Here is a 19,685-nt window from a genome sequence, read left to right on the forward strand (position 1 = left end):
ATCTGCGGAAACCGCGGCCTAGCAGCGGAAACAGCTCGCGACAGGTCAGTCGCCGGCCGCCATGGCCGCGTGCAGGTATTGCTGGGTGTCTTCATCGAATGCGACGAGTCGTACCCGTTGGACCGCTGTCGGCGTGGTTCTGATCGTTGCCACCGCGATCCGGGCCGCCTGATCCGGAGGGTACCCGTTTACGCCCGTGGCGATCGCAGGGAAGGCAACGGTCCGGGCGCCAAGCTCGTCGGCGAGTTGCAGGCTCCGTCGGTAGCAGGAGGCCAGGACGTCGGCTTCACTGTGGCTGCCTCCTTCCCAGATCGGCCCGACGGTGTGGATGACGTGCTGAACCGGTGGGTTGAGGTCGAATGCCGGGGTCGCCGTCGCGTCGCCCGGCTCGCAGGGGCCGATCGCGCCCCCTGCCTGTGCCAGGCGAGGTCCGGCGGCGCGGTGGATAGTGCCGTCCACACCGCCGCCGCCGAGGAGCGACTCGTTAGCGGCGGTGACGATGGCGTCGACATGTTCCCGCGTGATGTCGCCCAGGACGATCTCGATCACTGTCACGGAAGCATCCTGGCACGCCAGACGACGACATCGGTCTATGCCTACGCCTTCGGCAGCGGACTCCGCCACGCCAGACCGGCGCGAACGAACGATCCACGGCAGTCGGCTACTTGACCGAGTAACCGAGAATCTGACTCCAGGCGTGGACGGGGGCTCAAGCAGTCAGCGGCATGTGCCGCAGGACGTTCTTGCGGCTCGGCCCTGGTTAGGGAAGGGAATCTGTTTGCTCAGCGTCTCGCCACGAACGGTAAAAAGCGAGGGAGCCTTCGGCTTTGCCAAGCTCCGCGGCGACTGACGGGTCAGTGGCGTCCATGAAGGCCGCTGTGAGCAGGGCCGACGGCTGGGGCCCTCGGAGCCACCGGTCGACGTCAACCCACAATTGCTCGGCGGTCCGGGTCGAAACCATCCAATCCTCGATGAAGGCAGCCAGGTGTCTGGCTGCCGGCTCGCCCGCCTGCGCCGGCAACGCGTTGAGGTGCGGGACTACCCGCTGCCCTGAGCCGTCGATGGTCTCCAGCACATCCCGCGGCGAACAAGGGCTGGGCCAGGAGGAAGTGGTCGCCAACCACCACGCCTCCAGGAATCCGGCAATCGCGCGATGCTCTCCCGGCGTGCCGGTTGTCCAGCATTGCTTCAGGCCGCTCGGGAGGAATGTTGGATAGCTCCAGTCCTCCATCTCACCGGTGGCGACGAGTTCCAGCAGTCGCGGCAGGAAGTGTTTGAAGTACCCCAGGTCACCCCACGTGGACATGGCGTTGAACAACAGCGGTCCGAGATGCTCGGAGGTCAGCTGCCTCAACGGGGTTCGGCGTAGAGCCTCCACCTGCGCGGGATCCACGCAGTGATCGCAGTAGTCGACCTGGTCTATCACCCGAACGTTCCCGAATGCCTGGTAAAGCACCTCGACCGCCGCCTTGAGGTCGTCTCGCACCACGCCAGGCCACCGCCCAACGCTGCACGAGCCGCGTTCAAAAGGTTGTAGGCCTGATCGCCGGCCGCTACCCGCGCACGTAGCACCCTGGTCGGTAGGCTCACCGTCATGACGCAGACGCAGACGCACACACTCGCCGCACCCGGCGTCGACCTGGTCTACGACGTCCGCGGCCCGCTTCCCCCTTCCGGCGGACGCCCCGCGTTGCTCATGATCGGCCAGCCGATGACGGCGGAGGGCTTCGACTCGCTCGCCGCCCACTTCACGGACCGTACGGTCATCACCTACGACCCGCGCGGCCTGGGCCGCAGCGTCCGTAAGGACGGCCGGTCCGACCACACGCCGCAGCATCAGGCGGCCGACCTGCACCTACTGATCGAGGCGCTCGGCGCCGGTCCGGTCGACGTGTTCGCAAGCAGCGGCGGCGCGGTGACCGCGCTCGAACTGGTCGCGACCCACCCCGGCGACGTCGTCACGCTGGTGGCGCACGAGCCGCCGATCAACGCGGTGCTGCCCGACGCCGCGGCCGCCGAGCGCGCCCGGGCCGCCTTCCACGAGGCCTACCAGGCGAAGGGCACCGGCGCGGGCATGGCCGCATTCATCACGATGACGTCCTGGCAGGGCGAGTTCACCGAGGACTACTTCGCCCAGCCCGCACCCGACCCGGCGATGTTCGGCATGCCGACCGACGACGACGGCACCCGCGACGATCCACTGCTGTCGAAGAACTCGTGGGCGATCAGCGACTACCGCCCCGACGCGGACGCGCTCACCGCGGCACCGACCCGGATCGTGATCGCGGTCGGCGAGGAGTCCGCGGGGACATACACCGCGCGTACGGCCGTCGGCACCGCGGCCCTGCTCGGCCAGGAGGCCACGGTGTTCCCGAGCCACCACGGCGGCTTCCTCGGTGGTCAGTTCGGTTACGCGGGCAAACCCGAAGAGTTCGCAGCGAGGCTGCGCGACGTGCTGGCCGCCGGCTGACCGTCCGGGTCTGCGCAGCCGGCGTCGCACTCCACGACCTGCCGCAAACAAAGTCGACCAACCGGCACCGGCGGGGGCGGCGCACCCGCCGGCGCCGGGCGCCGCTAACGTTCCCGGGCCACCACGACCGGGCAGTACGCGTGCTGGAGCAGCTGCTGGCTGACCGAGCCGAGCAGCATCCCGCGCAGCCCGCCCAGGCCCCGGCTGCCCACCACCACGAGTTGGGCGCCCCGGCTGGCCTCGACCAGGGTGGCGGCCGGGTTGCCGGGTGTCACCTCGATGTCGACTCCGACGTCGGGGAAGGTGTCCCGCCACTGGGCGAGGGCCTCCTCCACCGTCGCCCGTTCCTCGGCGACGGTGGCCCGCTCGTCGTGGTCCGAGGGCCGCCACCGCCCGGCGGGCGGCTCGAAGACCCGGACGACCCGCAGCGGCGCCTTGCGCTGCGCGGCGCTCTCGACCGCGAAGCCGAGCGCCACCCGGGAGGACGCGGAGCCGTCGACGCCCACCACCACCGGGCCCGCCGCGCCGGCCTGCCCGGCGCGGACCACCACCACCGGGCAGTGCGCGTGGGCGGTCACCGCGACGGCCGTCGAGCCGGCGAGCAGGCCGCCGAACCCGCCGTGTCCGCGACTGCCCAGCACCAGCAGCGCGGCGTCGGCGGACCGCTCCTGCAACACCAGGGCGGGCGGGCCGTCGTACACCTCTCCGTGCACGGTCGTGCCGGGCCGCTCGGCGGCGGCGTCGGTCGCCGCCTTGTGGACCACCTCCTCGACCTGCCGTCGGGCGGTCTCGTCGGGCCAGATCCCCGGGGCCACCCCGGGGCCGATCCAGCCGGCCACGGTCAGCCACTCGAAGACGTACGCCAGGCGGACCGGCCGGCCGCTGCGTTGCGCCTCGCCCAACGCCCAGTCCAGCGCCAGCGTGGCGTCGGTGGAACCGTCGTAGCCGACCAGGATCTCGTCGCGGACCATCGCGCTCACCTCCCGCTCCCGGCCGGCCGGCTCACTGCCCGCTCCGCAGGGCGGGCTCGGTCTCGCGGATCCAGCGCCACTCGGCGACCCGGGGGTCGTCCTCGCCGTACCGGCGGGTGTGGTCGCGGCAGGACTGGCGGGCGTCGACCATCTCCTGGCGCAGGTGGGCGGCGCGCGCGGCGAGCCCGGGCACCCGGTCGATGACGTCGATGACGAGGTGGAACCGGTCCAGGTCGTTGAGCATCACCATGTCGAACGGCGTGGTGGTGGTGCCCTCCTCCTTGTATCCGCGTACGTGCAGGTTGCCGTGGTTGGTCCGCCGGTAGGTGAGCCGGTGGATCAGCCACGGGTAGCCGTGGTAGGCGAAGATGATCTGCTTGTTGCGGGTGAAGATGGTGTCGAACTCGTTGTCGGGCAGGCCGTGCGGGTGCTCCGACGGCGGCTGGAGCCGCATCAGGTCGACCACGTTGACCACCCGCACCTTCAGCTCGGGCAGGTGCTGGCGCAGCAGGTTCGCCGCGGCGAGGGTCTCCAGGGTCGGTACGTCGCCGGCGCAGGCCAGCACCACGTCCGGTTCGCTGCCGTCGTCGGTGCTGGCCCAGTCCCAGATGCCCAGGCCGCGCCGGCAGTGCTGGACCGCCTCCTCCATGGTCAGCCAGTTCGGCGCCGGCTGCTTGCCGGCGACCACCACGTTGATGTAGTGCCGACTGCGCAGGCAGTGGTCCATGGTGGAGAGCAACGTGTTGCCGTCCGGCGGCAGGTAGACCCGCACCACCTCGGCCTTCTTGTTGACCACGTGGTCGATGAAGCCCGGGTCCTGGTGCGAGAAGCCGTTGTGGTCCTGCCGCCAGACGTGGCTGGAGAGCAGGTAGTTCAGCGAGGCCAGCGGTTCCCGCCAGGGGATGCCCCGGGTCACCTTGAGCCACTTGGCGTGCTGGTTGACCATCGAGTCGACGATGTGGATGAACGCCTCGTAGCTGGTGAAGATGCCGTGCCGGCCGGTGAGCAGGTAGCCCTCCAGCCAGCCCTGGCAGAGGTGCTCGGAGAGCACCTCCATCACCCGGCCGTCGGGCGAGAGGTGGTCGTCGCCGGGAACGGTGCCGGCGACGAACGCCCGGTCGGTGACCTCGAAGGCGGCGCCGAGTCGGTTGGAGGAGACCTCGTCGGGGCCGAAGAGGCGGAAGGTCTGCGGGTTGGCGGTGATCACGTCGCGGACCCACTGGCCGAGCACGCCGGTGGCGCCGACGGCCGGTTCGCCCGGCCGCTCGACGTCGACCGCGTAGTTGCGGAAGTCCGGCAGCTCCAGGTCGCGTAGCACCCGTCCGCCGTTGGTCACCGGGTTGGCGCTCATCCGGCGGTCGCCCCGGGGCGGCAGGGCGGCCAGTTCGGGGATCGGGCCGCCGGTGGCGTCGAAGAGCTCCTCCGGCCGGTAGCTGCGCAGCCAGCGCTCCAGCTCGGCCAGGTGCGCGGGGTTCTCGCGGACCTCGTCGACGGGCACCTGGTGGGCCCGGAAGGTGCCCTCGACCGGCTTGCCGTCGACCTCGCGCGGTCCGGTCCAGCCCTTCGGCGTACGGAGGATGATCATCGGCCAGCGGGGGCGCTCGACGGGGCCGCCGGAGCGGGCCCGCCGCTGGATCTCGGTGATCTCGTCGAGCACCCGGTCCAGCGTGCCGGCGAGGGCCTGGTGCACCGTGGCCGGGTCGTCGCCCGCGACGACGTACGGCTGGTGGCCGTAGCCGCGCATCAGCTCCAGCAGGTCGTCGGTGGGGATCCGGTCCAGCACCGTCGGGCTGGCGATCTTGTAGCCGTTGAGGTGCAGGATGGGCAGCACCGCCCCGTCTCGGGCCGGGTTGAGGAAGACGTTGGACAGCCAACTGCCGGCCAGCGGCCCGGTCTCCGCCTCGCCGTCGCCGATGACGCAGGCGACCAGCAGGTCCGGGTTGTCGAAGGCCGCGCCGCACGCGTGGCTGAGGGCGTACCCCAGCTCGCCGCCCTCGTGGATCGAACCCGGCACCTCCGGTGCCACGTGGCTCGGGATGCCGCCGGGGAAGGAGAACTGGCGGAACAGCCGGGCCATGCCCCGCTCGTCCTGGCTCACGGCGTGGTAGAGCTCGCTGTAGGTGCCCTCCAGCCAGGTGTTCGCCACCAGGGCAGGGCCACCGTGGCCGGGGCCGGTGACGAAGATGGCGGACAGGTCCCGGTTGACGATGAGCCGGTTGAGGTGGGCGTAGAGCAGGTTGAGACCCGGGCTGGTGCCCCAGTGGCCGAGCAGGCGCGGCTTGACGTGCTCGGGCTTCAGCGGCTCGTGGAGCAGCGGGTTGTCGAGCAGGTAGATCTGCCCGACGGTGAGATAGTTGGCCGCCCGCCAGTAGGCGTCCAGCCGGCGCAGCTCGTCTTCGGTCAGTGGGCTGTGCAGGTCGAGAGCGGTGTCCATGCTGCCATAGCCTCTCGCGCGTCGGGGACTTCTGCATTCCGAAGGCGGATATCCACCCGGGCCTGTCCAGCGTCGCCCGCGCGGATGCGAGTGGAGCAGGGCCGTTGGTCCCGGGACCGGCGGGCGTCATGGCCCGTCCGGCGCTGTGGTGATCAATCCACGGACGACGATGACCGGCGACGGCGCGTGGTACAGCAGGGTCTGGCTCACCGCGCCCAGCATGCCGCGCCACGCCTCGTCGCCCCGGGCGCCGACCAGCGCCACCTGCGCGGACCGGGACTGCTCGACCAGGACGGTGCTCGGGTCGCCGCGGACGGTGTGGCACTCCGCCGCGACGGTGGGGTGCCGCCGCCCGACCTCGGCCACCGCCTCGATGAGCACGTCGTCGCCGTCGTCGGCCCGTCCCGGCTCGACGACCCGTACCGCGAGCAGCCGGGCCTCCCGGCGGGCGGCGCAGTCGAAGGCGAAGCCGAGCGCGGTCCGCGAACTCGCCGACCCGTCCACCCCGACCAGCACCGGCCCGGCGACGGGTGGGTCGCGGCGGACCACCAGCACCGGGCAGCCGGCCCGCGCGGCGAGCTGCACCGCCGGCGCGTCGACCGGTACGCAGTCCCCGCAGTCGGCCATGCCGCCGTCGCCGATGGCCACCAGGAACGCCGACTCGGAGCGGCGGATCAGCGCCTCGATCGGCGCGCCCTCGACGATCTCGCCGCTGACCGACACCTCCGGCTCGACCTCGGCGGCGGTCGCGGCGGCCCGGGAGATCAGCTCGTCGGCCTCGGCGCGGGTCCCGACGACTGATTCCCCCACGAACGCCGCCTGCCAGTTGAAGGCGTGCAGCAGGACCAGGTCCCGGCCGTGCGCGGCGGCCTCCCGGGCGGCCAGTCGGACGACCTCCGTGGACTGCGGTGACGGTCCGACGCCGGCCACCATTGGCGCGCCGGCGGATCCGGCCATCGGGCTCACCTCCCGGGCGCCCCGCACGGTACGGCCACGCCGACCCCACCGACGCTAGTCGCGCCGCCGCCCCGGCGGGCCGGGATCGGCGCACCCGGGCGGTCGCGATCGGCGGGTCCGGGCGGGTCGGCGGGTCCGGGCAGCCGGCCCGGCGTCGGCGAGCGCGCCGGCGACCACGATCGTCAGCGCGTCAACGGTCCTCGCCGTCACCCTCGGCCGCGGGTCGGACGCGGAGCACCACTGCGGTGGCGTTGTCCTCGCCGCCCTCGGCCAGGCTGATGGCGAGCAGGCTCCGGACCGCCCTCGTCGGATCGCCACCCGCCAACGCCTCCCGCATGCGGTGGTAGTCGACCTGGTCGCTCACCCCGTCGGTGCAGAGCAGCCAGGTGTCGCCGACCCGCAGCGGCACGGCGAGCAGGTCCGCGTCCGGGTTGTCCGGGTGGCCGATGTAGCGCAGCAGCTGGTAGCGGGCCCGGGTGGCCTCCGGGGAGTCGGCCCGGAACCAGCCGTGCAGCAACCCCAGCCAGGCGGCCGTGTGGTCGACGGTCATCAGTTCCAGCACGCCGTCGCGCAGCCGGTACGCCCGCGAGTCACCGAGCTGGACGAGCCAGGCCTGCTCGCCGCCCGGCTCGACCAGCAGGGCGGTGAGCGTGCAGCCGGTCAGCTCGGCCAGCCGCGCGCCGGCGGCGCGTACCAGGGAACGGGCGTCGGCGACCGCCGCGCGCAGCTCGCGTGGCCCGACGGTGGGCCAGTCGGCGCGGACCGCCTCGACCAGGGTGGTCATCGTCGTGGCGCCGGCCACCCGGGAGCCCTCGCCGGAGCCCATGCCGTCGACGACGGCGGCGAAGGGGAGCGTCGGGTCGACGTGCAGCACGTCGAAGTTGGCCGGGTAGCGGTGGCCGACCACGCTGCCGCCGGCGACCTCCAGCGCGACCCGCCCGGCGGCGAGGTGGCAGGTCAGCGGCTCGGGCCGGTCGGACGGGGCGCGGCGGAACATCAGCGGACCGTAACACCGTCGGAGCCCCCGGCCGGGGCGTGCGCGGTCGTGTCGGCCGACGTCCCGGCGGGGGTGGCGCTCGGGCTGCTCCGCGAGGGCGGCGGACTCGCCGCCCTGGTGCTCACCGAGGCCGGGCTGAGCCTCGGCGATCTGCGCCGGCGGGTCGAAACCGCGCTGCGGACGGCGGCCCGACCGGTGGCCGGCGGTGCGCGGGAGGCGGCGCGCGCCCCGATCGGTGGTGTGCGTCTTCACACCTGATTGCGGCCTGCGCGACGTCGCCCCTCGCCGGCTCGCTGACCGGCCGCGCCTGCTGCACACTTGCGCCGTGGATGGTGGAGAGCAGACGCGCCCGGTGACCGCCGAGGACGCCCCACCGCGCTCGGCGGTGGTGGTCAACCCCTCGAAGGTGACCGATCTGGACCAGTTCCGCCGCACGGTGCAGGACGCCCTCGCCGCTGCTGGCTGGCCCGAGCCGGCCTGGTACGAGACCACGGTCGAGGACCCGGGCCGGGGCCAGACCCAGGCGGCCGTCGCCGCCGGCGCCGAGGTGGTCTTCGCCTGCGGCGGGGACGGCACCGTGATGGCCTGCGTCGGCGCGCTGGTCGGCACCGACGCCGCGCTGGCCGTGCTGCCCCAGGGCACCGGCAACCTGCTCGCCGCCAACCTCGGCCTCTCCGGCGAGCTGGCCGCCGGCCTGGAGATCGCCGTGGAGCGCGGGAAGCGCCGGCTGGACGTCGGCGTGGTCGAGAACCGGCACTTCGCCGTGATGGCCGGGATGGGCTTCGACGCCCAGATGCTCCAGGACACCTCCGAGACGACCAAGGCGCGCATCGGCTGGCCCGCGTACGTCGTGGGCGCCGCGAAGCACCTGCGGGACCGGCCGATGCGGGTCTTGATCCGCATCGACGACCGGCCGCCGCTGCGCCGCCGGGCCCGCACCGTGCTGATCGCCAACGTCGGCCGGCTCCAGGGCGGGGTTCGCCTGCTCACCGACGCCGAACCCGACGACGGCTGGCTCGACGTGGCCGTGCTCACCCCCCGTACGGTGCGGCACTGGCTGGCCATGGGCTGGGCCCTGGTACGCCGGCGCGGCAGCGTGCCTCGGATGGAGGTGTTCCGGGCCCGCCGGGTGGAGATCACCAGCAACCGGGCCCAGCCCCGGCAGCTCGACGGCGACCTGATCGAGCCCGGCCGCTCGCTCACGGCGGAGATCAGGCCGCACTCGCTCTGGCTCTGCGTGCCGCGGCCCGAGCGCCACCCCGACCTCGCGGTGAACGCCGACGCGGCGGCGCGGCGGGGCGAGCGGTTGATCGAGGAGGCGCGCCGTGAGTAGTACCAAGCTCGTCCCCGAGACCCGGTTGATGTCGGAGGACGAGCTCTCCGCCGACGACGCCTGGCACACCCTGCGCCGCCACGGCGGCTGGTGCCTGCTGCGCGACGCGTTCGTCCGGTTCCGCTACGGCGACGGGTTCAGCCACTCCCGGGCGTTCGCCCTTCAGCTCTGCCTCGCCGTGGTGCCGTTCCTGATCGCGCTGACCGGTTTGATCACCGAACTGGGCGTGGAGGAGGGCGGCCAGGTGGTCGCCGACACCGTGCTGGCCCTCACCCCCGGGCAGAGCGAGGCGGTGGTCCGCGAACTGCTCGGCGACGGCGAACACACCGAGCGGGCCGGCGAGCTGGCACTGACCCTCGGTCTGCTCACCGGCCTGGTCGCGCTGACCACCACCATGGCCCAGATCGAACGCGGCGCCAACCGGATCTACGGCGTGGAGCGGGACCGCCCGGCCCTGGCCAAGTACGTCCGGGCCGCCGTCCTCGCGGTGACCGCCGGCGTGCCGGCGCTGGCCGGCTTCCTGATCCTGGTCGGCGGCGGGGCGATGGGCGAGTCCGTGCAGCGGCACTACGAGTGGGGCGCGTTCGCCGCCGGGGCGTGGAACGTGATCCGGTGGCCGCTGAGCCTGGGGCTGACCGTGCTCGCCGTGGCGGTGCTCTTCCGGCACGCGCCCCGGCGCAACCAGCCGAGCCTGTCCTGGCTCTTCTTCGGCGCCGGCATCGCCACCGTGCTCTGGTGGCTGGCCAGCCTGCTGCTCGCCGCGTACGTCCGGTTCAGCGGCGGGTTCGGGCAGACCTACGGCGCGCTGACCGGCATGATGGCCCTGCTGCTCTGGGCCAACCTCACCGGCATCGCGCTCTTCGGCGGGCTGGCCTTCGCCGCCCAGCTGGAGGCGATGCGGATCGGGGTGCGGGAGCCGGCCCAGCCGGACCTGTGGGAGCCCGAGAGCGAGCGGGAGGACCGGTACGACACCGGTGACATGACCTCGCTGTAGGTCCGTGCCCGCCCACCCACGGTGTACGCGGAGCTCCGATCGGGTACAGCGCCTCGCCAGAAGACAAGGGAGGTGCGGGGTGACGGCGGTCAAGGAGTCGACGCGACGGCCGCTCGGCCATTTCGCCGGGCGCAGCCTCGCCGGACTGTTGGTCATCGCCGGCGCGGGCGCCGGGTTCGGCCTGCTGCTGATGCTCGTGCGGTTCCACTGGAACCCGCTCCAGCACGCCGACCACGAGGTGGCCGAGTGGTTCAATGGGCTGGTGGCGCCGCACCACGCGCTGGTCACCGTGCTGCAGGCGGTCACCGATCTGGGCGGGCGACCGGTGCTGATCTGGCTGGTCACGATCGCCGTGGTCGGCCTGCTGATCCGCCGCCAGTCCCGGCTGGCGGTCTACCTGATCACCGCCGGGGTGGGTGGGCTGATCCTCGACCCGTCGCTGAAGACCCTGGTCGGCCGGCTGCGGCCGGTGGTCGACGTGCCGGTCGCCAGCGCCCCGGGCAACAGCTTTCCCAGCGGGCACGCGCTCGGCTCGTTCGTCGCGTACGGGGCGCTGCTGCTGGTCTTCCTGCCGGCCCTGGCGCCGCGCTGGCGCAAGCCGGCGATCGCGATCGCGGCCGTGCTGGTGGCGGTGATCGGGCTGACCCGGATCGCGCTGGGCGTGCACTTCGTCTCCGACGTGCTCGCCGGCTGGCTGCTCGGCGCGGCCTGGCTCGGCGTCACCGCGTACGCGTTCCGGCTCTGGCGGCGCGAGCGCGGCCGCCCGGTACCCCCGCTGAGCGAGGGCCTGGAGCCGGAGGCCGGCGAGGAGATCACCCCCGCCCCGGCCGAGGAGCACGTGCTGGAACACCCCCGCTCGGCCGTCGCCGAGCTGCTGGTCGGCTGGGTGATCGTCTTCGGCGCGCTCTACGGCTTCGGTATGTACGTCAGTTACCACGCCAAGGGCACCGTCTTCGCCGCCGTCGACACGGAGGTGCCCCGCTGGTTCGCCGAGCGGCACACCGACGTGCTGACCGACCTGAGCTGGTGGTGGAGCAAGTTCGGCGACACCCACGCGATCCTGCTGGTCTCGCTGGTGTTCTGCCCGCTGGTGCTGGCCGTCTGGCGCCGGTGGCGGCCGGTGCTCTTCGTGGCGCTGGCGATGTTCGGCGAGCTGACCCTCTTCCTGGCCGCCGCCCGCGCGGTCGACCGGCCGCGTCCGGCGGTGGAGAACCTGGACGGGCAGATGCCCACCTCGTCGTTCCCGTCCGGGCACATCGCCGCGACGATCTGCCTCTGGACCGCGATGGCGCTCATCGTGTTCGTCCGCACCGACCGCTGGTGGCGCTGGCTCTTCGTGGGGCTGGCCGTGATCATGCCGGTCGGGGTGGCTGTATCCCGGATGTACCGGGGCATGCACCACCCGACGGACTTCATGGGCGCGATCCTGCTCAGCGCGCTCTGGATGGGGTCGCTCTACTGGGTGGTCCGCCCCAACGCCGACGTCCACGAGGGCAACCGGCCGGCCATCGGGTCGGAGCAGATTGGCGAGCTCGACGACGAGCTGGCCAAGGCCGCCCGGCCGGGATGAGGCGACGTCCATGCTGCGGGTGATGACCTGGAACCTCAGGACCGGTGGACGGGACCGCGACGGGCCCGACCGGCTGGACTTGGTGGTCGGCGTGGTCGCCGCCCAGCGGCCGGACGTGCTGGCCCTGCAGGAGCTGCGCGGCTTCGACCGGGGTGGGCTGCTCGACGACGTGGCGGGCCGGGTGGGAATGCGTCCCCACCTGGCCCGCTCCTGTTTCGGGCAGCCGGTGGCCGTGCTGGTCCGCCCGCCGCTGCGGGTGCTGGCGGCCGGCCGGGTGCGCCGGCCGTTCCACCACGCCACCGCCCGGGTGCGGGTGGCCACCGGGGAGGGGCCGTTGACGGTGTTCAGCACCCACCTCGACCCGTACTCCGGCGGCCGGCGGCGGATGGAGGCGGACTGGCTGGCGGCCGCCGTGCGGCGTACCGGCGGTCCGCTGGCGCTGCTCGCCGGTGATCTGAACACGCTGGAGCCGACGGCGGACCACACCGACCGGCTGGCGAACCTGCCGATCCACTACCGCCGCCGGCACCTGCGCCGCGACGGCAGCACCGTGGACACCCGCGCCGTCGGCCGGCTGCTCGACGCCGGCCTGGTCGACCTCTGGCCGGCCCGCGCCGCCGGCGCGCCCGAGGCCGACGGGTTCACCGTGCCGACCCGGCACGGCGGCGCGGAGTTCGCCGGCATGCGGCTGGACTACCTGCTCGGCACGGCTCCGGTCGCCGCGCTGACCCGCGAGGTGCGGGTGGTCCGCGGCGGGGACGCCGACCGGGCCTCCGACCACTACCCGGTCGTCGCCGAGCTGGACCTGCGTCCGGCCTGACCGGCTCGCCGCCGGGCACCACCGGGCCGGCCGATGCACGGCAGACAAGAAAAGCTCGACCTTGTGCGGCCGCTCTTCCGGCCGGACTGCTGCCCGACGGGATGACTCACCGGACGTGCTCCAGCCGGCGGCGGGAGCAGTCCCTGATCGCCTGGGAGGGCCCGGCGACGGGTCCGATGGCCGGAAAGCCGGGTGGTGTCGGTGCGGGTGGGCTAGACGATGACGTTGAGCAGCACCGTCAGCACGACCGAGGCGAGGATCGAGAAGAGGACCATCAGGAGGCAGCCGAGTCCCCCGCCGACCGGACGGATCTCCGTGTTTCCGATGCGCATGGGTCCACCTTGTCAGGATCGGCGGCGAGCAGGGTACGGATCGCGTCGGCCACCTGCTGGGGCGCGGTGGTGACCAGGTTGTGCGCGGCGCCCGGCACGGGCACCGCGCGGGCGTGGGGGACCAGCCGGGTCACCTGGGCGCGCCAGGCGGGCGGCGCCACCGGATCCTTCGCCCCGCCCACCACCAGGGTCGGCGCAGCCGGCTCGGCGCCGGAGCCAGCACCAGCTTCGGCTTCATCGCCAGGTGGAACGGCACCAACGTCGCGCCCGCGGTGACCTGCACCGCGAGCTGCGGCCCGTCGCACGACCGGTGGCCGGGTCCGTGCGGACCCGGCTACCTCCTTTCGGGTACGTGGGCTGCGTGGTCGGGGACCGCACCGCTAGGACTTGCTCATCCGAAGTCGCCCGAGGAACCCCTGGCTTTAGCCGTGGGGTGGTATGGGCGGTCATGCGTTGCGTTGGTTTTCGACATAGTGGTTGATGGCCTCCGGGGTTGCGTCGCCGATGGTGGCGACGAAGTAGCTGTTGGTCCACAGGGTGGGTAGTCGGGAGCGCAGGCTTGGGAACTCCGCGCGCAGCAGCCGAGACGATCGGCCCTTGATTTGTTTGACGAGGCGGTGGATGCCGAACTGCGGGTCGCAGGTGACGAGCAGTTGTACGTGGTCGGGCGTGGTGTCCAGTTCGATGAGGGGCGCGTCTCGTTCGGCGCATACATCGCGGATGATCTGTTTGAGGCGGGTGTCGACTTCGTCGGTGATGACGGGTCGCCGGTACTTGGGGCACCACACGACGTGGTAGGTGCAGCGGTACACGACGTTGTTGTTAGAGCGGACCCCGTCCATACCAGACAATATACAGTGTTATGGTGTATAGTGCCTGACATGGACGAGGTTGTGCGGTACACCTATCGGCTGCGCCCGGGCGCGACCGTGGTGGCCGCACTGTTGTCCGGGTGGGGTCGGTGCCGGTGGCTGTGGAACGAAGCCGTCCACCAGCAGAAATCCGGCGGCAAGTCCACCTACTGCAAGCTGTCCAAACTGCTCACCGAGGCGCGGAGCCGGTCGCGGTGGCTGCGGGACGGGTCCCAGGTCGCCCAGCAGCAGACGCTGCGCACCTACGCCCTCGCCCTCGGGCACTCCTACAAGGTAAAGGGCCGCGGACGGCCGGCGGTCAAGCGGCGCAAGGAAACACTGCCCAGCCTCGAGTACACCGTGCGCGGGTTCACCATCCGCGACCGCCGGCTGCGGCTGGCCGGCGGTATCGAGATCCGGGTGGTCTGGTCCCGGAAGCTGCCGTCGGACCCGACCAGCGTGCGCGTCTACCAGGACTCGCTGGGCCACTGGTACGCCTCGTTCGTGGTCCGGCGTGAAGCCGTGCCGGCCCCCGCCAGCAACAAGGCGATCGGCATCGACTGGGGTGTCACCACCACCGCAACCACCACCGACCCGTCCTACGACCTACCCCACGTGGGGCGCCGGAGGCGGTGCGCCGCCGAGTTGGCCAAGGTGCAGCGGAAGATGAGCCGCCGGCGCCGCCCCCGAGGCAACCCACCTTCCAAGGGCTACCTGCGGGCCAAGCGGCAGGCCGCCAAGCTGCACAAGAAGGCGGCCAGGCAGAACGCCCACGACGCCCGCCAGTGGGCAAAGAAGGTCGTGGACAACCACAGCGTGATCGCCGTGGAGGACTTCAAACCGACGTTCCTGGCCAGGTCCACCATGGCCCGCAAGGCCGCTGACGCTGCGATCGGAGCTGCCAAGCGGGAACTGATCGACCGTGGCAAGCGGGCGGGCCGGAAGGTGGTGCTGGTCCCGCCCGCCTACACCACGATGACCTGCTCCGAGTGCGGTACGAGAACCAAGGAACGCCTCGGACTGGGCGTGAGGACCTTCCGATGCGACGGCTGCGGGGTACACCGCTTGTCGCGACCGGAACGCCGCGAGGGCAATCCTCGCCACGGTAGAGCGTGACCGTGCTGGTGCCGACGACGTAAGACACGCGATCACCACCCCTCGGGGCGGTGGCGCTGTGCGGTCTGAGCCAGAAATCCCCCGGCTTGCAGCCGCAGGGAAGCGTTAACGGATTAGAGTCTGGCGGGTGCCGTCCTCTTCGGAGGACGGCCTTGGCATTTGCATCCTGCTCATGGAGAAACTGGCATGCCGCGCACCGTCGCCCTGGTCCTCGCGACCGGCTTCCTCCTCGCCGTTGCCGCCTGCAGCTCGCAGGACGGTACCGTCGCTGCCCCCTCGCAGGACGGCGCCGTCGCCACCCCCTCAGCGGCCCCGAGCAGCGGCGAACCCGGAGGGCTCGTGATGGAACCCGCAGTGGCATGCGAGGCGGCCGACGCCGCCTACCACTCGCTCGGCCCGGGAGCCCGTGCCCAGATCGTCAAGGGCGTCACCGCCGAGGCCAAGGGCGACACCACGGGGGTCAAGGAGGCGCTGGCGGCCCTGAAGCCGCTCTTCACCAGCACCTCGGCGACCTTCGCGGACACGGCCAGCAAGGTGACCGACCCCGCGCTCAAGGAAGCGCTGATGAGCCTGTCCGAAACCGCCGCGAAGGAGGCGACGTTCACGTCGTTCGTGGAGTTCGACTCGCTGGCGGCGATGACCGCACCGGCGGAGGCGACGCTCAAGCAGAAGTGCGCGGACGCGGGCTACCCGATGAAGAACATCGAGTAGGCGCCCGTCCGGCCGGGGAGGTCAGGGCCGGCTGTCGACCGCCCCGCCGGCGAGCCGGGCGGCCCGCATGGTCAGGTAGCGCTGCTCGGGCAGGCTGGTCGTGCCGCCGGCCGCCGCCCGGTAGTGCGCGACCGCCCGCTCCCGGTCGCCGGCCATCTCGTACAGGTGGGCCCGGGCCGCGTCGAGCCGGTGGTGCCCGGCCAGCCGGGGGTCGGCGGCCAGCGTGGCGAGCGCCGCCAGGCCGGCCTCGGGACCGTCCACCATGGCGGTGGCCACCGCCCGGTTGAGCGCGACCACCGGGTTGCCGGAGAGCCGTTCGAGCACCTGGTAGAGGGCGAGGATCTGCGGCCAGTCGGTCTGCGCGGCGCTGGGCGCCTCGTCGTGCAGCGCGGCGATGGCGGCCTGGAGCTGGTACGGGCCGACGGGTCCCCGCGCCATCGCCCGGGTGACCAGCGCGATCCCCTCGGCGATGGCGGCGGCGTCCCAGCGGGTGCGGTCCTGGTCGGCCAGCGAGATCAGCTCACCGGACGGGCCGGTGCGGGCGGCGGCCCGGGCGTCGGTGAGCAGCATCAGCGCGAGCAGCCCGGTGACCTCGCTGTCGTCGGGCAGCAGCGCGTGCATGGCCCGGGTCAGCCGGACCGCCTCCTCCGACAGGTCCACGCGGCGCAGGTCGGGGCCGAGGCTGGCGGTGTGCCCCTCGGTGAAGACCAGGTAGAGCACGTGCAGCACGGCGGCCAGCCGGTCCTGCCGTTCCCGCTGGTCGGGCAGCCGGAACGGCACCCCGGAGTCCTGGATGCGCTGCTTGGCGCGGCTGATCCGCTGGGCCATGGTGGCCTCGGGCACGAGGAACGCGCGGGCGATCTCGGCGGTGCTGAGCCCGCCCACGGCCCGCAGGGTCAACGCGATCGCCGACGCCGTCGACAGCGTGGGATGGCAGCAGAGGAAGAGCAGCACCAGGGTGTCGTCCCGGTCCGTGGCCAGCGACTCGTCCGCCGCCGGGGCCGTGCGCCGGAGGTCGGGCTCCCGCCGGACAGCGCGGTCCTCCCGCTCGCGCCGGGCCGTCTCGGCCCGGACCAGTTCGATCATCCGGCGGTATGCGACCTGGACCAGCCAGCCGCGCGGATTGTCCGGCAGCCCCTGCGCCGGCCACTGGGTGGCCGCGTCGAGCAGCGCCTCCTGGACGGCGTCCTCGGCGGTGGCGAAGTCGCCGAACCGGCGGGCGAGCACGCCGAGGACCTGCGGCGCCAGTTCGCGCAGCAGGTCCTCGACGGGGCGGTCCGGGGTGTCCAGGTGTCACATCTCCTGCGGCGGCGCCGACATGATCGGGTGCACCTCGATCGGCATGTTGAGCGGCCGGCCGCCGGGCCCGGGGGCGGTGGAGATGTGCGCGGCGATCTCGACCGCCCGCTGCGGGGTCTCGCAGTCGACGATCCACCAGCCGGCGAGGAACTCCTTGGTCTCGGCGAACGGCCCCTCGGTGACCACCGGCGCGCCGCCCGCGCCGGCCCGGACGATCCGCGCCTGCTGCGGCCCGGCCAGCCCCTCGGCCTGGACCAGCTCGCCGTCGGCGGAGAGCTTGCCGTTCACCTCCCGCATGAACGCGATGTGCGCGGTGATCTCCTCCGGCGTCCAGGTGTCGATCGACGGGAAGTCGGTCCCGGCGGCGCTGAACTGCATCAGCAGCATGTACTTCACGGCTGGCTCCTCACGTCCGAGCACCGATTCTCGGTGCTTTCACCCCCAGGTAGAAGCCGCCGCCCCGGTTCTCTACATCCGCGTGAAGTTTTTCCCGAACTTTCTCAGTCGACCGCGGTGACCTCCAGCAGCAGCGCCTGCTCGGGGTGCAGGGCCGGCAGTTGCAATCCCACCGTGGCCAGCACCGCCCCGCCCAGCGTTACCCCCTTCGGCAGCCAACCCGGCCCGGTCAGCTGCACCACCGCCGGCTCCGGCGTGCCCGCCGGTGGGCGTACCGCGTAGCGCCGGACCGGGTCCAGGCCGGGCAGCCGTACCGCTCCGGGCACCTGCGCGGCGGAGGTGGCCAGCCGCGACACCGCGTACACCGCGTGGGAGCCGTCGTGGGCGACCACGCCGTGCGCCTGGACGGCCGGGTCCGGGTGGTCGACCCGGACCATCCGGCCGGAGTGCAGCAGCGGGCGGAGCCGCTTGTGCAGCGCGACCCAGGCGGTCAGTTCGGCGCGCTGCGCGGGGCTGACCGACCCGATGTCCCACTCGATGCCGTAATGGCCGAAGAGCGCGGTGACGGCCCGGAAGCCCAGGTCGTGCACCCGGTGGGTGGTGTGTGAACGCTCCGGCCCGATGTGGGTGCCGACCAGCTCCGGTGGGAGCAGCAGCCCGGTCCAGCGTTGGATGGCGAGCCGTTCCAGGGCGTCGTTGCAGTCGCTGGCCCAGACCCGGTCGGTGCGGCGCAGGATCTCCAGGTCGACCCGCGCCCCGCCGGAGGAGCAGCTCTCGATCTCCACGCCGGGGTGCCGGCGGCGCAGCTCGTCCAGCAGCCGGTAGACCGCCAGGGTCTGCGCGTGCACACCCGGTCGGCCCCGGTGCCCGGCCTCGGTGAGGTCGCGGTTGTGGTCCCATTTGAGGTACGCGATGCCGTCGTGCCCGGCCAGCAGCGCGTCGAGCCGTTCGAGGAGGTGGTCGTACGCGTCCGGGTGGGCCAGGTCGAGGACGTGCTGGTGCCGCCACTCGGGCGGCATCCGGCCGGGTACGGCGAGCACCCAGTCGGGGTGGGCGCGGAACAGGTCGGAGTCGGGATTGACCATCTCCGGCTCGACCCAGAGCCCGAACTGCATCCCGTGCCCGCGTACGTGGTCGATCAGCGGTCGCAGCCCGTCCGGCCAGACCTCGTCGTCGACGAACCAGTCGCCGAGGCCGGCCCGGTCGTGCCGGCGGCCCCGGAACCAGCCGTCGTCGAGCACGAACCGCTCCACGCCCACCTCGGCGGCCCGGTCGGCCAGCGCGGTGAGCCGGGCCAGCTCGTGGTCGAAGTAGACCGCCTCCCAGACGTTCAGGGTGACCGGCCGGGGCGTGCGCGGGTGCCCGGGCCGGGCGCGCAGGTGGCGGTGCAGCACGTCGCTGAGCCCGTCCAGGCCGGCGGCGGAGTGCACGGCGTACAGCAGGGGAGTGGCGTATTCCTCGCCGGGGGCGAGCACGATCTCGCCGGGGGCGAGGAGTTCCCCGCCGCCCAGGGTGGACTCTCCGGTGGGCCGGCGTTCGGCGACCGTGACGTGGTCGCCGCTCCAGGCGGTGTGCACCGCCCACACCTCGCCGTGGCCGAAGCCGAAGCCGGGCGTGCCGGCCACCAGCAGCAGCGTGGCGTCGTGCCCGGTCCGCCCGTGCCGGCCCTCCCGGACCCAGGCGCCCATCGGCCACGGGTGCCGCTGCGGTGCGCGTTCCCGGCACCAGCGTCCGGTGAGGTCGAGCAGTTCGGTGGCGACCGCCGGCACCGGCAGCACCGGCGTCAGTTCCCGCAGCTCGTAGGGGCGGTCGCCGTCGTTGCGCAGCCGGTGCCGCAGCGTGAGCAGGCCGGCCGGGTCCAGCGTGACCTCGACGGTGAGGAAGAGGGCGGCGTCGGGATCGGACGCCCGCACGGTCACCCGCGCCGCGCCGGGTCCGTCGTGGTCACCGTCCTGCCCGGGTACGTCGGCGACGTCCAGCCGGTCGAGTCGGAAGGCGGTGGACCAGGCGGTGCCCTCGCGGTGGCCGCCGAGTCCGGGCCGGCCGCTCCAACCGGCGCTCGCCTCCGGCAGCAGCGACAGCACGGTGGGCGCGTCGAAGCTGCTCGGCACCACCGGCGGGATGGAGGCCTCCACCAGCGCGGGCAGGTCGTCGGCGGGCACCGGGCCGAGGTCGGCACCCCAGTGCACAACCCGGGGGAGCCCCGGGCCACGCGCGTCGAGCACCAGGCTGGTCCCCGCCCGACGCAGGTGGACGACGGTCGGAATCGTCATGGCCGCTCAGCTCTCCGTGAGGGCCGCCGGTGTCCGTCGCTGTCCGTGACGGCGCTGGGCGGCCGGATCGCGGTGAGCGACATGCCTGTCAGGCATATTCATGACTGACAGGCATGTCGCTCCTCCGAATGTCCAGTGGGGCCGGGAGCCGGAGGACCGGC

The 19,685-nt window shown here is 72.8% G+C and carries 19 protein-coding genes; 8 read left to right on the forward strand and 11 right to left on the reverse strand.

Annotation, left to right across the window (positions count from 1 at the left end):
- Nucleotides 1–45 precede the first annotated feature (45 nt).
- Nucleotides 46–555 carry an O-acetyl-ADP-ribose deacetylase gene (locus tag AB0I41_RS11040; protein WP_357104818.1) on the reverse strand — a complete coding sequence of 170 codons (510 nt, stop codon included), beginning with the start codon at nt 553–555 and terminating at the stop codon, nt 46–48.
- A gap of 205 nt (nt 556–760) precedes the next feature.
- The gene (locus AB0I41_RS11045) at nt 761–1,486 is read right to left on the reverse strand and encodes a hypothetical protein (protein WP_357104821.1); all 726 of its coding nucleotides are present in this window, start codon (nt 1,484–1,486) and stop codon (nt 761–763) included.
- A 108-nt stretch (nt 1,487–1,594) separates the two neighbouring features.
- Between AB0I41_RS11045 and AB0I41_RS11050 the strand changes: the two genes are divergently transcribed.
- A complete protein-coding gene (locus tag AB0I41_RS11050; protein ID WP_357104824.1) occupies nt 1,595–2,470 on the forward strand; it encodes an alpha/beta hydrolase in 876 nt (291 codons plus the stop codon).
- A gap of 104 nt (nt 2,471–2,574) precedes the next feature.
- Here AB0I41_RS11050 and AB0I41_RS11055 read toward each other — a convergent pair whose 3' ends face one another.
- From AB0I41_RS11055 to AB0I41_RS11070, 4 genes are all read right to left on the reverse strand, one after another.
- Nucleotides 2,575–3,441: a universal stress protein gene (locus AB0I41_RS11055; RefSeq protein WP_357104944.1), complete on the reverse strand. Its 867-nt coding sequence runs from the start codon at nt 3,439–3,441 to the stop codon at nt 2,575–2,577.
- Nucleotides 3,442–3,472: 31 nt separating this feature from the next.
- Nucleotides 3,473–5,875, reverse strand: coding sequence for a phosphoketolase family protein (locus tag AB0I41_RS11060; RefSeq protein ID WP_357104826.1), 2,403 nt, complete (start codon nt 5,873–5,875; stop codon nt 3,473–3,475).
- Nucleotides 5,876–6,001: 126 nt separating this feature from the next.
- The gene (locus AB0I41_RS11065; RefSeq protein ID WP_357104828.1) at nt 6,002–6,832 is read right to left on the reverse strand and encodes a universal stress protein; all 831 of its coding nucleotides are present in this window, start codon (nt 6,830–6,832) and stop codon (nt 6,002–6,004) included.
- Between the two features lie 190 nt (nt 6,833–7,022).
- Nucleotides 7,023–7,829 (reverse strand): PP2C family serine/threonine-protein phosphatase, encoded by an 807-nt coding sequence (locus AB0I41_RS11070; RefSeq protein ID WP_357104831.1) that lies wholly within the window; start codon nt 7,827–7,829, stop codon nt 7,023–7,025.
- Nucleotides 7,830–7,877: 48 nt separating this feature from the next.
- Between AB0I41_RS11070 and AB0I41_RS11075 the strand changes: the two genes are divergently transcribed.
- The 5 genes from AB0I41_RS11075 (at nt 7,878) to AB0I41_RS11095 (ending at nt 12,546) form a co-directional block, all read left to right on the forward strand.
- A complete protein-coding gene (locus AB0I41_RS11075) occupies nt 7,878–8,087 on the forward strand; it encodes a Clp protease N-terminal domain-containing protein (RefSeq protein WP_357104834.1) in 210 nt (69 codons plus the stop codon).
- A 67-nt stretch (nt 8,088–8,154) separates the two neighbouring features.
- Entirely contained in the window at nt 8,155–9,162 is a 1,008-nt protein-coding gene (locus tag AB0I41_RS11080) for a diacylglycerol kinase family protein (protein WP_357104837.1), read from the forward strand.
- The gene (locus tag AB0I41_RS11085) at nt 9,155–10,156 is read left to right on the forward strand and encodes a YihY/virulence factor BrkB family protein (RefSeq protein WP_357104840.1); all 1,002 of its coding nucleotides are present in this window, start codon (nt 9,155–9,157) and stop codon (nt 10,154–10,156) included. Before AB0I41_RS11080 ends, AB0I41_RS11085 begins: the two co-directional genes overlap by 8 nt.
- Nucleotides 10,157–10,235: 79 nt before the next feature.
- Complete coding sequence (locus tag AB0I41_RS11090) at nt 10,236–11,726, forward strand: phosphatase PAP2 family protein (protein WP_357104843.1); 1,491 nt, start codon at nt 10,236–10,238, stop codon at nt 11,724–11,726.
- Between the two features lie 10 nt (nt 11,727–11,736).
- Nucleotides 11,737–12,546 carry an endonuclease/exonuclease/phosphatase family protein gene (locus AB0I41_RS11095; protein WP_357104845.1) on the forward strand — a complete coding sequence of 270 codons (810 nt, stop codon included), beginning with the start codon at nt 11,737–11,739 and terminating at the stop codon, nt 12,544–12,546.
- A gap of 274 nt (nt 12,547–12,820) precedes the next feature.
- Here AB0I41_RS11095 and AB0I41_RS11100 read toward each other — a convergent pair whose 3' ends face one another.
- Both AB0I41_RS11100 and tnpA read right to left on the reverse strand, forming a co-directional pair.
- Nucleotides 12,821–13,183: an alpha/beta hydrolase gene (locus tag AB0I41_RS11100; RefSeq protein WP_357104848.1), complete on the reverse strand. Its 363-nt coding sequence runs from the start codon at nt 13,181–13,183 to the stop codon at nt 12,821–12,823.
- 141 nt (nt 13,184–13,324) lie between these two features.
- Nucleotides 13,325–13,720: an IS200/IS605 family transposase gene (gene tnpA, locus AB0I41_RS11105; RefSeq protein ID WP_357104850.1), complete on the reverse strand. Its 396-nt coding sequence runs from the start codon at nt 13,718–13,720 to the stop codon at nt 13,325–13,327.
- Between the two features lie 39 nt (nt 13,721–13,759).
- Between tnpA and AB0I41_RS11110 the strand changes: the two genes are divergently transcribed.
- Entirely contained in the window at nt 13,760–14,845 is a 1,086-nt protein-coding gene (locus AB0I41_RS11110) for a transposase (RefSeq protein WP_357104853.1), read from the forward strand.
- Between the two features lie 186 nt (nt 14,846–15,031).
- The gene (locus AB0I41_RS11115) at nt 15,032–15,556 is read left to right on the forward strand and encodes a hypothetical protein (RefSeq protein WP_357104856.1); all 525 of its coding nucleotides are present in this window, start codon (nt 15,032–15,034) and stop codon (nt 15,554–15,556) included.
- A 21-nt stretch (nt 15,557–15,577) separates the two neighbouring features.
- Here the strand turns inward: AB0I41_RS11115 and AB0I41_RS11120 are convergent, their stop codons facing one another.
- From AB0I41_RS11120 to AB0I41_RS11130, 3 genes are all read right to left on the reverse strand, one after another.
- Complete coding sequence (locus AB0I41_RS11120; RefSeq protein ID WP_357104947.1) at nt 15,578–16,846, reverse strand: sigma-70 family RNA polymerase sigma factor; 1,269 nt, start codon at nt 16,844–16,846, stop codon at nt 15,578–15,580.
- A gap of 3 nt (nt 16,847–16,849) precedes the next feature.
- Nucleotides 16,850–17,242 carry a YciI family protein gene (locus AB0I41_RS11125; protein WP_357104949.1) on the reverse strand — a complete coding sequence of 131 codons (393 nt, stop codon included), beginning with the start codon at nt 17,240–17,242 and terminating at the stop codon, nt 16,850–16,852.
- A 113-nt stretch (nt 17,243–17,355) separates the two neighbouring features.
- Nucleotides 17,356–19,524, reverse strand: coding sequence for an alpha-galactosidase (locus AB0I41_RS11130; RefSeq protein ID WP_357104858.1), 2,169 nt, complete (start codon nt 19,522–19,524; stop codon nt 17,356–17,358).
- Nucleotides 19,525–19,685 lie beyond the last annotated feature (161 nt).

It is taken from the genome of Micromonospora sp. NPDC050200 (assembly GCF_040656135.1).
Classification (GTDB): Bacteria; Actinomycetota; Actinomycetes; order Mycobacteriales; family Micromonosporaceae; genus Micromonospora.